Consider the following 13333-nt stretch of genomic DNA (forward strand, 5'->3'; position numbering starts at 1 on the left):
GGTGCGGCCTCCCTGCAAGTGCGTAACGGGCCACCGGATTGCCGGCGCCCCGATCGCCAGAACGTACCTGCCATCCTCGTGCATTCCTGCCGCGCCGGTCCGCCCGGCCCGGTGTCGCGGTGCGATCGGCCGACGGTACCCCGTTGCCCCTGCGGGGTACACATGGATGGGCGCCACCGAAAGGAGAGGTGATGAGCGACCCCGTGTCCGCCGACGGCCAACCCGTCACCCCCGCCCCGCCCCCGCCGGGCGGCCGGGTCGTCGAGGCCCCGCCGGCCACGTTGTGGGACCGGATGCGCCAGGATCCGCAGTACGCTCCCGAGCACCTCGCGCTCGAGGCGGTGCGCCGGCTCGGCCCGGAGGCCGCCCAGTGGGCCCAGCGGGCCCGGGCCGCGCAGCCCGGAACCAGCGCCGACGCCCTGGCGGATCAGGCGGTACGTCGGTTCGTCAACCAGGCCCGGCTCTCCGGTGCCGTCTCCGGTGCGGCCGGACTGCCCGGTGCGGTGATCGACGTCGGCGTGCTGGCCTGGACCCAGTCCCGCATGGTCCTGCACGTCGCTGCCGCGTACGGTGCCGACCCGACACATTCCGACCGCGCCACCGACCTGCTGCTGCTGCAGAAGGTGCACAAGGTCGCCGCGAGCGCCCGGGTGGCGCTGGGCGTGGCGGCCGGACGCGAGCGGGCCGGCGCGCTGTTCGGCGGTGGCGGGCAGGCGCCGCTCGGCCGGGTGATGCTGCACCTCGGGGTCCGGCTCGCCCAGATGGCCGGGGTACGCGCGGCGAAGCGGCTCTTCGCCAAGGTGGTCCCCGGAGCGGCGATCATTCTCGGTACCTGGGCGAACTCCTCGGCCACCAAGAAGTTGGCCGAGCGTTCCCGGGCGCTCTACCGGCAGCACGGCGGCCCTCGGATTCCGTCGCCACGGCGTCCCGACCAGGCGGGCGATCAGTCGGCGTAGCCGGCGGAGCGCCAGGTCACGTCGGCGAGGCGGGACTGACCGGCGGTGTTGGGGTGGAAGTAGTCGAGCCGGTTGACCAGATCCAGGTCGAAGCGGACCCGGTGCGCGGCGCCGCCGTCGTAGCGGCACCGGGAACCGTAGGCGCGGCACGCGGCCTTCAACTGACTGTTGTACGCCTCGATCCGTTCCCGGAACGCGGCGCGGCGGCTCCGGTCGGCCGGCGCGGTCGAGGTCGCCTCGGCCAGCAGCGCCGGGCACACGCCCCGCCGCCAGGCGCGTACCGCCCGGGGCTCGTCGTGCCCGACCTCCCAGAGCCGGTACAGGTCAGGGATGCTGACGACCAGGACCCGGGCCTTCGGTCGCCCCTCGCGCAGTACCCGCAACCCCCGGTTGATCTCGGCCCGGAAGTCGGCTACCGGGGTCATCGCGTCGATCGTGGCGCGGCAGGCGTCGTTGGCCCCGACCAGCACCGTGACGTAGTCGGCGCGGTCGCGTACCGCCGCCTCCGCCTGACCGGCCAGCGCGGCCGCACGGGCCCCCGCCCGGGCATGGTTGTGCGCCTTCCCGCGCAGGCCCGGGTTCCGGTCGAGCAGCCGACGGTAGTGGCTGTCCACCCGCAGCCCGTCCCCCGTCGACCAGGAGTTGCGCTGACACGACGTGAGGACCAGGCAGGACCCGAAGCCGGTGGTGATCGAGTCACCGAGGGCGGCGACGACGCGGGGGGAACCGGGCTGAGCCGTGCCGCCCGAGGGTCGCGGTGCCGCGTCCCCGCCCCCCTCGCAGGCCAACGCGACGAGTGCGAGCAGGCAGACGGCGGCGGTTGTCCAGCGTCCAGGCATGAATTCCCTAGCCTCACAGCGCAGAGCGACGGCACGGTGACTCTACGCGGGTGAGGTCGGTTGGTCACGCGCTGTCGGGGATGCGGCAGTGCCCTGTCATGTCTTCGACGGCCGTGCTAAAGGTGCGGCGCCCGGGGCGTCCGCTGCCCACGCCAGGGCGCTTCCCGGCCGTGCAGCCACCAGTGCAGCGCCCGGGTGATCCGGGGTAGGACCAGGTAGGTCATCAGCGGGGTCAGGGTCAGCGTCATCACCAGCACCCGCGCCGCGGTCGGCAGCCCCGGCAGGAACTGGCCGGTCAGCAGCGTGGCGGTCAGACTGAGCGGGAAGAACGCCAACCAGATCGTCACCGCCTGCTTCCAGCGCGGGGGCGACGGCGACCCGGTCGGTTCCGCGTCCAGCGGCTCGACGGCCGCCGTGCGCGGCGGATCGAACCAGCCCTCGATGCCGGTCCGCCGCTCGACGTGGGTGTGCTCGACGATGCCCTGGGCCGACGACAGCCACCAGTGGCGCTGCGGCGATTCCTCCCAGCGGCGCAGCGTGTCCGGGTCGGCGAACCGGTAGAGCATGTGCCAGTCGCCCGATCCGGGGGCGCGGCGCACCCAGCCGGCGCCGAGGAAACCCGGAAACGCCTCGGCCAGCGCCGTGCCGGCCCGCATCCACGCCACCATCTCCTCGGTGCGGGCGGGGTCGGCGCGGCGGGCGACGGCGACGGTCACCGGCTCGGCATGGCTCACGGTCATGGTTCCATGGTCCCCGCCGATGCCCGGATCGGCCGGGTCACACCGGGCTTGTGTAACGCAACGCACGGCACGCCGGTGACCTCACCCGGCGAAAGGGAGCGGGCGACGGTTAGCTCTGGCGGCGTCGGGTAGGTGGAGACGATGACGAGATCACAGCCCCGGCGTGCCCGTGGCACGGTCGGTCACGCGTACAGTGCGCTGAACCTGCGGCTGGCGCTGGCCAGCTTCGGGCTCGTCACCATGACCGTTTTCGCGGTGTTGGCGTTTCGTGCCGACGTGGCCTGGTTGGGTGTCGTCTGCGCCGTCTTCGCGGTGGTTGCCGTCGTCGACCTGGTCATCATCCAGCGTCGTCGCGCCGCCCGCCGTCGCGAGGAGCCCGGCGCGCGGCACTCGCTCTTCGAGTGACGGGAGAAGTCCTGATGACCATCGCCACCACCAATCCGGTGAACGGCCAGGTGCTCAAGACGTACGAGGCGATGTCCGACGAGCAGATCGACGGCGCGATCGAACGGACCGACCTGGCGTACCGGCAGCTGCGCGGGACCACGATCGAGCAGCGCGGGCGGTGGCTGAACGCGGCGGCCGCCCTGCTGGAGGCGGAGCGGGACGAGATCGCCCGGCTGATGACCACCGAGATGGGCAAGACGCTCGCCGCCGCCAAGGCGGAGGTCACCAAGTGCGCCACCGCCTGCCGCTTCTACGCCGAGCACGCCGCCGGGTTCCTTGCCGACGAGCCGGCCGACGCCGAGGCGGTCTCGGCGACCCGGGCGTTCGTCCGTTACCAGCCGATCGGGCCGGTGCTGGCGGTGATGCCGTGGAACTTCCCGCTCTGGCAGGTGATGCGCTTCGCCGCGCCGGCCCTGATGGCCGGCAACACCGGCCTGCTCAAGCACGCCTCCAACGTGCCGCAGACCGCGCTGCTGCTGGAGGACCTGTTCCGCCGGGCCGGCTTCCCCGAGGGCGCGTTCACCACCCTGCTGGTCGGCTCCGAGGCGGTGGACCGGATCCTGAGCGATCCCCGGGTACGCGCCGCCACGCTTACCGGCAGTGAGGTCGCCGGCCGGTCGATCGCGCAGATCGCCGGCCGGGAGCTGAAGAAGACGGTGCTGGAGCTGGGTGGCAGCGACCCGTTCGTGGTGATGCCGTCGGCCGACGTGGAACTGGCCGCACAGGTCGCCACCACCGCCCGCTGCCAGAACAACGGCCAGTCCTGCATCGCGGCCAAGCGCTTCATCGTGCACACCGACGTCTACGACGCCTTCGCCGAGGCGTTCGCACACCGCATGTCGGCGCTGCGGGTGGGTGACCCGATGGACGGCGACACCGACGTCGGTCCGCTGGCCTCCGAGCGGGGCCGCGACGAGGTCGACGCGCAGGTCCGCGACGCCGTCGACAAGGGAGCCACCGTGCTCTGCGGCGGGGAGAAGCCGGCCGGAGCGGGCTGGTTCTACCCGCCGACGGTGGTGACGGACCTGAACCCGGGCATGCGGATGTGGGCGGAGGAGGTCTTCGGTCCGGTGGCCGGGTTGTACCGGGCCGCGTCGTACGACGAGGCGATCGAGTTGGCCAACGGCACCAGCTTCGGGCTCGGCTCGAACGCGTGGACCCGCGACCCGCAGGAGCAGCAGCGGTTCGCCACCGACCTGGAGGCCGGGGCCGTCTTCATCAACGGGATGACGACGTCGTACCCCGAGCTGCCCTTCGGCGGGGTGAAGAACTCCGGCTACGGCCGGGAACTCTCCGCCCAGGGGATGCACGAGTTCTGCAACGTCAAGACGGTCTGGGTGGGGGAGGGCGCCGCCACTGCCGGTGCCGGGGCCCACTCCGAGTAGCCGCTGCTTACACCTGGCTCCGGCTGGGTAGTGAAGCGCGGCATGACGGCGATCGCGTTTCACGCTTCCCACGAGCAGATCCACCCGCGTGAGCTGCTGGCGGCGGTGGTCCACGCCGAGCAGGTCGGCTTCGACGCCGCCATGTGCTCCGACCACTTCGCACCCTGGAGCGAGCGCCAGGGCCACTCCGGATTCGCCTGGTCCTGGCTCGGGTCGGCGTTGCAGGCCACCGGCCTGTCGTTCGGCGTGGTCAACGCGCCCGGGCAGCGCTACCACCCGGCGATCATCGCGCAGGCGATCGGCACGCTCGCCGCCATGTACCCGGGGCGGTTCTGGGCGGCCCTGGGTTCCGGTGAGGCCGCCAACGAGCACGTCACCGGCGACGCATGGCCCGCCAAGGACGTACGCAACGCCCGGCTACGCGAGTGCGTGGACGTCATCCGTGCCCTGCTGGCCGGCGAGGAGGTCAGCCACGACGGTCTGGTCCGGGTCGACCGGGCGAAGCTCTGGAGCCGCCCGGAGCAGCCGCCGGCACTTGTCGGCGCCGCGGTGAGCGTGGCCACCGCGCGCTGGTGCGCAGAATGGGCGGACGGCCTGATCACGGTCAACGCGCCGACCGACCACCTGCGTCGCATGATCGACGCCTACCGCGAGGCCGGAGGTCGTGGACCGGTGCACCTCCAGGTGCACCTGAGCTGGGCACCGGCGCAGGCCGAGGCCGAGGCGATCGCGTACGACCAGTGGCGCAGCAACGTCTTCGCCCCGCCGGTCTGCTGGGACCTGACCACCCCGGAGCACTTCGACGCGGTCTCCGCCGAGGTGCCGATGACCCGGCTCGCCGAGGTGGTCAACATCTCCGCCGACCTGGGCCGGCACGTCGGCTGGCTGGAGGAGTACGTGGCGCTCGGCTTCGACCAGATCGCCCTCCACCACGTAGGCCAGGACCAACGCCCCTTCCTGGACACCTTCGGCGACCAGGTCCTGCCCAAACTCCGCCCCTGACCCGCGGACTGGGTGGGGGCCGGGTGGGGCGCCGGTCGCCGACGGCACCCCACCCGGGGATCAGGACACGGTGCAGGGCGCGCCGTTGACCGTGACCAGGTTGGGCGACGGGTTGGCGCCGCCGCCGGTGGTGGCGTTGAATCCGAACATCACCGACGCACCCGGGTTGATCCGCGAGTTGTACGACTCGCTCTTCGCGGTCACCGTGGCACCGGACTGGGTCACCTTGGCCATCCACGCCTCGCGCACCTTGGCGTCGCCGGTGAAGGCGAACCGGGCGGTCCAGCCGTTCACCGCGGCGGTGCCGGTGTTGCGGATGTTCAGCTGGGCGGTGAAGCCGGTGCCGCCCTGCCACGAGCCGTAGTTGGTGTACGACACCGTGCAGGTGGGCGCGGGCACCGCGGCGGAGTCACCCTGGTCCGCCAGGAACGAGGAGATCCAGGCCAGCGCCGAGTTCCAGTTGATCGCCACCTCGTTGGTGGAGTACGAGGCGATGTCGTCGACGTAGCAGAACATCGGCGCGCAGCCCTCCAGCAACTGCTCCACGAACGGGTCCTGGAGCGCGGCGTTCGGACCACCGGCGATCGAACCGGCCGGCGGCTTCGGCATGCTCGGGTCGAGCTGGAAGCCGAAGATCCGGCTGTGCTGGTTCTCCGCCGCGTGCTCGCCCCACCCGGTCACGTACGAGATGTTCAGCGCGTTGCGGCCGAGGATGTAGTCCATCGTCTGCACCGCGCCGTCGCGGTACTTCGCCGCTCCGGTCAGGTCGAACGCGGTGGCCAGCACGACCGCGTTGTTGATGATGGCGCCGTTGCCGCCCCAGAAGTAGCTGTTCGGGTCGCCCGGCATGGGCAGCCCGTACGCCTGCCGGCGGATCTCGGCCAGGTAGCTGTCCGCGGCGGTGACGACCGACTCGCGGATCCGGGTCCGCTCGGCGGCCGGCAGCCCGTTCGGCACGGTGGCCAGGTCGAGGCGGCCCAGCGCGGCCACGCTCTGCCAGCCGAAGCCACGGGGGTCGAAGACGTCACCGGTGTGGTGCGGCGAAGCGGTCAGATCGGTCCGGTAGGTGCCCTCGCCGGTGGTCAGGTACAGCTCGGCGGCCGCCCAGTAGAACTCGTCGGTGACGTTCGTGTCGTCGTACGGGCCACCGCCGTTGCCGGTGGCGGGGGCGTACCGGGCCGGGTTCGCCTTGGCCGCCGCGTACGCGGTCTTCGCCGCACTGCCGCAGCGCTGCGCGAACTCCTTGTCGTACGGGGCGAACAGCCGGGCGCACTGGGCGGCGACGGCGGCCAGGTTCAGCGTGGCGGCGGTGGACGGCGGGTGCAGCTCACGCGGCTCCGGGTCGTCCTCGGGCTGCATCGGCAGGCCGGTCCAGTTCCGGTCGTGGATCTTGTGATGGGCCATCCCGGCCAGCGGCTCGCCGGCCGGCACCTGCATGCGCAGCAGGAACTCCAGCTCCCAGCGCGCCTCGTCGAGGATGTCCGGCACTCCGTTGTCCCGCTCGGGCAGCCGCAGCGTCCCGTCGCCGAGGTCGGCGCCGAAGCCGGCGGTGGCGGCGTTCTTGGTCCGCTCGAAGGCGCTGAGCAGCTGGTAGGTGGCGATGCCGCCGTTGACCACGTACTTGCCGTGGTCGCCCGCGTCGTACCAGCCGCCGCGTACGTCGAGCCGGTAGTCGCAGGAGTCGGCGACGCAGGGCACGTCGGTGTCGCCCTGGTTCGGTGCGACGCCGAGGTGACCGGCGGGGCGGGCGTACTCCTCGCCGACCAGATCACCGTCGATCTCGATGCCGCTGCGCTGGATGTAGAAGAACTGCAGGGCGTCCGAGCGCAACTGGTCGTAGAGCGTGCCGGAGATGTCGAACGGGTGGCTTACCTCGCCGTCCACGGCCAGCGTCAGCCCCTGTCCCGGGGTGCGGTACGACGAGAAGTCCACCGAGTGCACGTTCTGCGCCGACGCCTCGTCGACCCCGCGCGGCGTGGTGGTGCCGCTGGCCAGCACGGCTCCGGAGGCGGAGTGCAGCTCCCAGGGCAGCGCCTCGGTGGCCTCGGTGACCACTGTGGCGTGCTTCGGCCCGCCGGGCAGGTAACCGACCTGGTTCACCCGGACCCGGGGGCCGGTGTCCGGCACGTACGGCTCGGGCGGGTTGCCGCCGCGCAGCGAGACGTTGTCCAGGCAGACGGTCCGCGCCTCGGCGCTGCCGCCGATCTGGAAGATCAGCTGGGCGCGGCTGTCGTCGGTCGGGGCGACGAAGGTGCGCTCGACGCGCTGCTGGGTCGGGGTCGCGGCGGCGGTGACCGAGTAGTAGCCGGTGTAGGGCTCGCTGCCGAGTTGCAGCACGGCGGCCACCGGGCCACCGGGGGTGGAGGTGACGTCGAAGCCGAGGGTGTACTCGGCGCCGGCGATCAGCGGCAGCGCGTCGTGGCCGATGCCGGCGTCCCAGGGGTTGGCCAGGCCAGCGGCCACGGTGGCGCAGAGTTGGCCGTCGACCACGCCGAGCGTGTTGGTGCCGTAGGAGAACCAGGGCGACGAGCCGTCGCTGAAGTCGCCGTTGCGGATCTGTTCGGGTGCGTCAGCGGGTGGATCGGCGAAAGCGGTGCCGGCGCTAACGCCGACCAGCACCACGGCGGTCGCCGCGGCGAGTACCGCAAGGCGACGTCGGGATGGCGTCACGGGGGAGTCCTTCCGACGAGCGGGACGGAACAGGCGAAGTGGGGGTGTGAGCTGGGAGCGCTCCCAGGTATCGGGCATGTTTCCAGGACGCGCAGGACATGTCAATCGATCGCATCCGATGAGATTTCATGTTCACCTTCAGTGAGATTCACCGCGCCACGCCGGGCGGTCCTGATCTCCTAGAGACAACCGAGCCCTACTCCTGGCAGGCTGCGTGCCATGACCCTGAAGCTGCGTTCCGCCGGGACGAGCGACCGTGGGCTGATCCGCAGCGGAAACCAGGACGCGCTGCACTGCGGTACCTGGCTGGTCGCCGTCGCCGACGGCATGGGCGGCATGGCCGCCGGGGACCTGGCCAGCGCCATCGCCATCGGGGCGATCGGCCCGCTGGACGTGGAGACGCCGGAGGACGTGCTGGTCGCCGCATTGCAGAACGGCATCAAGCTGGCCACCGAGCGGATCCGTCAGGCGGTCGCCGAGGATCCCCAGCGGCAGGGCATGGGCACCACGCTTACCGCGCTGCTGTTCGCGCGTACCGGAAGCTGCCTGGCGCTGGCCCACGTGGGCGACTCCCGGGCGTACCTGTTCCGCGACGGTGTGCTCAAGCAGATCACTCGGGACGACACCTTCGTGCAGATGCTCGTCGACCAGGGCCTGATCACTCCGGACCAGGCCGGCAGCCATCCCCGTCGAGCCGTGGTGACCCAGGCGTTGCAGGGCGACGAGGTGTCGCCGACGTACGCGACGATGGTGCCCCGGGCCGGTGACCGCTGGCTGCTGTGCAGCGATGGGCTGTCAAACGTCGTACGGGCCGACACCCTGGCCGAGGTGCTGGCCGGCCAGCGGGACCGGGAGGCCTGCGCACGCAGCCTCGTCGACCTGGCGTTGCAGGCCGGCGGACCGGACAACATCACCGTCGTCATCGCCGACGTGGTCGACGAGCCGTGAGCACTCAGCCGCGCCGTCCGGCCCGCCGGGTCGGCGTGGCCGTGGTCGGGTCCTCCGGCCAGGGGTGGCGCGGGTAGCGTCCGCGCAGCTCGGCGCGGACCTGCCGGTAGCCGGAGCGCCAGAACGAGGCCAGGTCGGCGGTGACCGCCGCCGGCCGGCCGGCGGGGGAGAGCAGGTGCAGCAGCACCGGCACCCGCCCACCACCGATCCGGGGTGCCTCGGCCCAACCGAAGGTTTCCTGGAGCCGGACCGCGAGCACCGGCGCGGCCGGGTCGGCGTAGTCGACCCGAATCCGGGAACCGCTCGGCACGGTGATCCGTTCCGGCGCCAGCTCGTCCAGGCGTCCGGCCAACGGCCAGGGCAGCAGCCGGCGTAGCGCACCGAGCACGTCGACGCGGGCCAGGTCGGCCCGGCGTCGAGCACCCGCCAGCTCCGGTCCGAGCCAGTGCGGCGCACCGGCCAGCAACGCCTCGTCGGAGACGTCGGGCCAGTCGTCGCCGAGTGCGTACCGGCAGAACGTCAGCCGCTCACGCAGCGCCCTGGCCGCCGACGTCCAGGTCAGCAGGTCGAGCCCGGTGTCGCGCAGCCCGGTCAGCAGCGCAGCGGCGATCTCGTCCGGCTCGGGCCGGGGCAGGGGACGGTCGACCAGCTCGATGGCACCCAGTCTGAGCACCTCCCTGGCCACCACGTCCCCGCCCGACCAGCCGACCTCCCGTTCGCTGCGCAGCAGCGAGCCGGCCGCCGCGCGGGCGGTCCCCTCGTCGAGGACGGCGGCCAGGCGGACCCGAGCGGACGGTGCGCCGGGAACGCGGTCGGCCACCGCGACGGCCAACCAGTCGACGCCCGCCAACTCAGACCCGGGCGCCAGCTCCGCCGCGGTCCCGCCACTCATCAGGTACGCCGAACCGCCCGGCCGCCGTGCCCGGGCCAACCGCTCCGGGTACGCCAACCCGACCAGCAGCCCGGCGGCAAGCTCGTCGGGCAACCACGCCGTCCGCTCGCCGCCCACCCGGCCGTCGCCGGTCCGCTCGCCCGTCGCCCGCCTGTCGTCCGTCCGTGCGTCGTTCGCCTTCTTCGCCGGTGCGGCGTCCGACTGCCCGCCGCTCGTCGGCTCGCGTTCCCCTTGGCCGTCGGGGCCAACGCGGCCGTCGCGCGCCTGTTCCGCCGCGGCGCGCAGCCGGCGCACCTCCGCGCGCCAGCGGGCGGTGGCGGCCGGGTCGCTGCCGGCGCGCAACCGACGCCAGGCGGCGCCGAGATCGTCGCCGGAGCCGGTCACGGTGGGTTCGGCGAGCAGTGCCACCACCTGCGCGGCGCGGTCGGCGCCGACCCGGTCGGCCCCGTCGAGCAGCGCCCGGGCCAGTCGGGGATGCGCTCCGACGGCGACGACGGCCCGGCCCCGCTCGGTGATCCGGCCGTTCGCGTCGATCGCACCGAGGTCGGTGAGCGTCTCGTGAGCCACCGTCATCGCCGCCGCCGGAGGCGGGTCCGGCAGCGCGAGCCCGGTCCCGCCGGGGGCGCCCCAGGCGGCCAGTTCGAGGGCGAAGCCGGTCAGGTCGGCGGTGGCGATCTCCGGTTCCGGCTGTCCGGGCAACCGCTCGTGCACTCCCGGCGACCAGCAGCGGTACACCTGTCCCGGTGCCTCCCGCCCGGCCCGGCCGGCCCGCTGGGTCGCCGCCGCCCGGGAGACCGGCACGGTGACCAGCGCGCCCAGCCCTCGGGCCAGGTCCAACCGGGCCACCCGGGACAGGCCCGCGTCCACCACCGTCCGTACGCCGGGCACAGTGAGACTGCTCTCCGCCAACGCGGTGGCCAGCACCACCCGTCGCCGGTCTCCCACCCGCAGCGCGGCGTCCTGGTCGGCCCCGCTCTGCCGGCCGTGCAACCGGAGCACGTCGACGCTGCCGCCCAGGCCGGCCAGCCGGCCGGCGACCGCGGCGATCTCACCCACGCCGGGCAGGAAGACCAGCAGGTCGCCCTCCTGCTCGCGCAGGGCCCGCCGGACGGTGGCCGCGACGTGGTCGAGCAGTACCCGGTCCACCGGGCCGGCACCGGGCGGTGGCACGGGTCGGGGCGGTGGCGTCCAGATGCGGCGCACCGGATGCAGCGCCGACGACGCCCGTACCACCGGCGCCGGCAGCGTGGCGCCGAGCAGCGCGGCGAAGCGGTCCGCCTCCGGAGTCGCCGACATGGCCAGCAGCCACAGCTCCGGCCGCAGGGTCGCCCGGGACTCGACGCTGAAGGCGAGCGCCAGGTCGGCGTCGAGCTGGCGCTCGTGGATCTCGTCGAGCAGCACCGCGTCGACGCCGGCCAGCTCCGGGTCGTGGTGCAACCGGCGGACCAGCAGACCGGTGGTGACGACCTCGATCCGGGTACGCGGTCCGGCCCGGCGCTCACCCCGAACCGCGTAACCGACCCGCCCGCCGACCGGCTCGCCGAGCAGGGCCGCCATCCGCCGGGCGGCGGCCCGGGCGGCCACCCGGCGGGGCTGAGCGACGATCACCCGCCCGGCCACCGCGTCGGCGACGGCGAGTGGGGCGAGAGTGGTCTTGCCGGTGCCCGGCGGGGCGACCAGGACCGCGCTGCCGGCCGAGCCCAGCGCCGCCACCAACGCCGGCAACACCGGCCGGACCGGCAGGTCGATGGGCACGTCGGAGAGCACGGCCCAGTCTCGCACCGCCCCCCTCAGGCTCTCCCGGGCAGTCCCGGCGTCGCCCGCGCCGATACCTCGACTGCCCGGGGTGCTCGCGTCTGCGCCCGTCGAGCTACGCGTGCCCGTCACACTCCGTAGCTGCTTTCCCGGGCCCCACCTAACCTGCTTCGCCCCTTTGCTCTGCTTCAACCCACGCAACGTTTACTTTCCGTGATGATCAGCCCGCTGGCTGGTCGGCCGGGTCCCGACTTCATGGCAGGTCGTTAGGGGGTTGCGTCGGTTGAAGCAGAGCAAAGGGACTGAGGTGGGACATGGGTGGGTGGGGGGAGCGATTGCGGACGGTGACCCGGGGGATGCAGTGCTTCGGTGACAAAGGGTGACGGTTGGACGGACCCGGCCTAGCTGTTCCACCCGGGCATGAAGCCGGCTGCTGCGGGCGCGGTGCGGAGCAGGGCGGCGCGGTCGGCATGGCGCGGCGTGGGTCGACGCGGGGTGGCCGTGGGCCGGGCGGACAGCGTGGCTGGGGCCCGGCGGGTGAGGGGTGGGCCCGGCGGGCGGTGGGTGGGTCAGCCAGTGTGGACGCTGGCGACGAAGGCGTGCCAGGCCGACGGCGGGAAGGTCAGCACCGGGCCGTGCCGGTCCTTGCTGTCCCGGACCGCGACTGCACCGTCGACGGTGGCCACCTCGACGCAGTTGCCGTTGCCCACACTGCGCGTGCTGGTGCGCCACTCCGCCCGGGACAGGTCGAGCGCGGTCATCGCGATCCCTTCGTCGATACCGACAGTGACCGCGATGCAGCGGTCACGTAAAGTAACGAGAAGCTTCCTTCAGGCGGATCAGGGACGCCGCTGGATCGAGTGCCAGACTGCACAGCCTCTCGTGCACAAGGCTATACGAGCGCACCTGCGCGGCCTCCTCCAGTGCCAGTCCCGTGGAGAGATTTTCCAGGTAGACAACGGCCGCGTCGGCCGCGTCGGCGAACGTGAGGAGCACGTACGGCGAGTTCATCGCCGGATGTCCACCGGCCTCGAAGGGAAGTACCTGGAGGGTTACGTTGGGTAGTTGGGCGAGGGTCTCCAGGTGGGTCGTCTGGCCCGCCATGACGGTGCGATCGCTGACAGGGCGTAGCAGTACCGCCTCGTTCAGCACCACCGACAGCTCCACCGGATCGTCGCCGCGCAGCACATCCTGCCGGCGTAGCCGGGCGGCCACCTTGCGATCGAGATCCTCCTCGCCGGCGGTCAGCCGGTACACCTCGCGGGCGTACGCCTCGGTCTGCAACAGGCCGGGCACCGCCTCGGCCTCGTACGTGCGCAGGGTGGCGGCCTCGGCCTCCAGTCCGACGTAGAACTCGAACCATTCCGGGAGTACGTCGCTGTAGTGCTGCCACCAGCCGCGCTGCTGGGCACCCCGGGCGATCTCGATGAGTGCCTCGGCGTCGCTGCCGGTGACCTCGTACAGCGCGAGCGCGGCCCGTACATCGCGGGGCTTGATGCCGATCTGCGCGTTCTCGATGCGCGACAGGTTGCTCTTGGACATGTCCAGTTGTCGAGCGGCGACGTCCAGGGTCATGCCGGCGCGTTCCCGCAACTGGCGCAGTTCCCGGGCGATACGGCGGCGTCGAACGGTGGGGCTCGCGGTCACCCTCCGAGTCTGTCACGGGAAAAGGCGCAGGTCGCTTCACCACGGAGTGCAA

At 72.7% G+C, this 13333-nt stretch carries 10 protein-coding genes and 2 pseudogenes; 5 read left to right on the top strand and 7 right to left on the bottom strand.

What is annotated here, in order from left to right:
* The first annotated feature begins 191 nt into the window (after positions 1-191).
* The gene (locus tag KBX00_RS07375) at positions 192-956 is read left to right on the top strand and encodes an EcsC family protein (protein ID WP_210824576.1); all 765 of its coding nucleotides are present in this window, start codon (positions 192-194) and stop codon (positions 954-956) included.
* Here the strand turns inward: KBX00_RS07375 and KBX00_RS07380 are convergent.
* The gene (locus KBX00_RS07380) at positions 944-1795 is read right to left on the bottom strand and encodes a GDSL-type esterase/lipase family protein (RefSeq protein WP_210824578.1); all 852 of its coding nucleotides are present in this window, start codon (positions 1793-1795) and stop codon (positions 944-946) included. The genes KBX00_RS07375 and KBX00_RS07380 overlap by 13 nt on opposite strands.
* Before the next feature lie 116 nt (positions 1796-1911).
* Positions 1912-2535, bottom strand: a complete 624-nt coding sequence (locus tag KBX00_RS07385; protein ID WP_210824580.1) for an antibiotic biosynthesis monooxygenase — start codon at positions 2533-2535, stop codon at positions 1912-1914.
* A 141-nt stretch (positions 2536-2676) separates the two neighbouring features.
* On the opposite strand from KBX00_RS07385, the gene KBX00_RS07390 reads away from it, so the two are divergent.
* From KBX00_RS07390 to KBX00_RS07400, 3 genes are read left to right on the top strand one after another with little or no spacing between them, the layout of a single operon-like run.
* Positions 2677-2940, top strand: a complete 264-nt coding sequence (locus KBX00_RS07390; RefSeq protein ID WP_164445289.1) for a DUF6343 family protein — start codon at positions 2677-2679, stop codon at positions 2938-2940.
* A 14-nt stretch (positions 2941-2954) separates the two neighbouring features.
* Positions 2955-4367, top strand: a complete 1413-nt coding sequence (locus tag KBX00_RS07395) for an NADP-dependent succinic semialdehyde dehydrogenase (RefSeq protein WP_210824582.1) — start codon at positions 2955-2957, stop codon at positions 4365-4367.
* Between the two features lie 42 nt (positions 4368-4409).
* On the top strand, positions 4410-5369 hold the full coding sequence (locus KBX00_RS07400; protein WP_210824584.1) for a TIGR03885 family FMN-dependent LLM class oxidoreductase: 960 nt from the start codon (positions 4410-4412) through the stop codon (positions 5367-5369).
* Positions 5370-5429: 60 nt separating this feature from the next.
* On the opposite strand, the gene KBX00_RS07405 is transcribed toward KBX00_RS07400, so the two are convergent.
* Positions 5430-8039 (bottom strand): glycoside hydrolase family 9 protein, encoded by a 2610-nt coding sequence (locus KBX00_RS07405; protein ID WP_307868228.1) that lies wholly within the window; start codon positions 8037-8039, stop codon positions 5430-5432.
* 219 nt (positions 8040-8258) lie between these two features.
* Between KBX00_RS07405 and KBX00_RS07410 the strand changes: the two genes are divergently transcribed.
* Positions 8259-8987, top strand: coding sequence for a PP2C family serine/threonine-protein phosphatase (locus KBX00_RS07410; RefSeq protein ID WP_210824588.1), 729 nt, complete (start codon positions 8259-8261; stop codon positions 8985-8987).
* Positions 8988-8991: 4 nt separating this feature from the next.
* Here KBX00_RS07410 and KBX00_RS29790 read toward each other — a convergent pair.
* The 4 genes and pseudogenes from KBX00_RS29790 to KBX00_RS07425 all read right to left on the bottom strand — a co-directional run.
* Positions 8992-9972, bottom strand: a pseudogene (locus KBX00_RS29790) (ATP-dependent helicase C-terminal domain-containing protein); the annotation flags it as partial.
* A 138-nt stretch (positions 9973-10110) separates the two neighbouring features.
* Positions 10111-11646: pseudogene (locus tag KBX00_RS29795) on the bottom strand (helicase-related protein); the annotation flags it as partial.
* 557 nt (positions 11647-12203) lie between these two features.
* Positions 12204-12395 (bottom strand): DUF397 domain-containing protein, encoded by a 192-nt coding sequence (locus KBX00_RS07420; RefSeq protein WP_210824589.1) that lies wholly within the window; start codon positions 12393-12395, stop codon positions 12204-12206.
* 43 nt (positions 12396-12438) lie between these two features.
* Complete coding sequence (locus KBX00_RS07425) at positions 12439-13281, bottom strand: helix-turn-helix transcriptional regulator (protein WP_210824590.1); 843 nt, start codon at positions 13279-13281, stop codon at positions 12439-12441.
* Positions 13282-13333: the final 52 nt, after the last annotated feature.

Source organism: Micromonospora sp. C95 (assembly GCF_018070465.1).
GTDB lineage: Bacteria > Actinomycetota > Actinomycetes > Mycobacteriales > Micromonosporaceae > Micromonospora.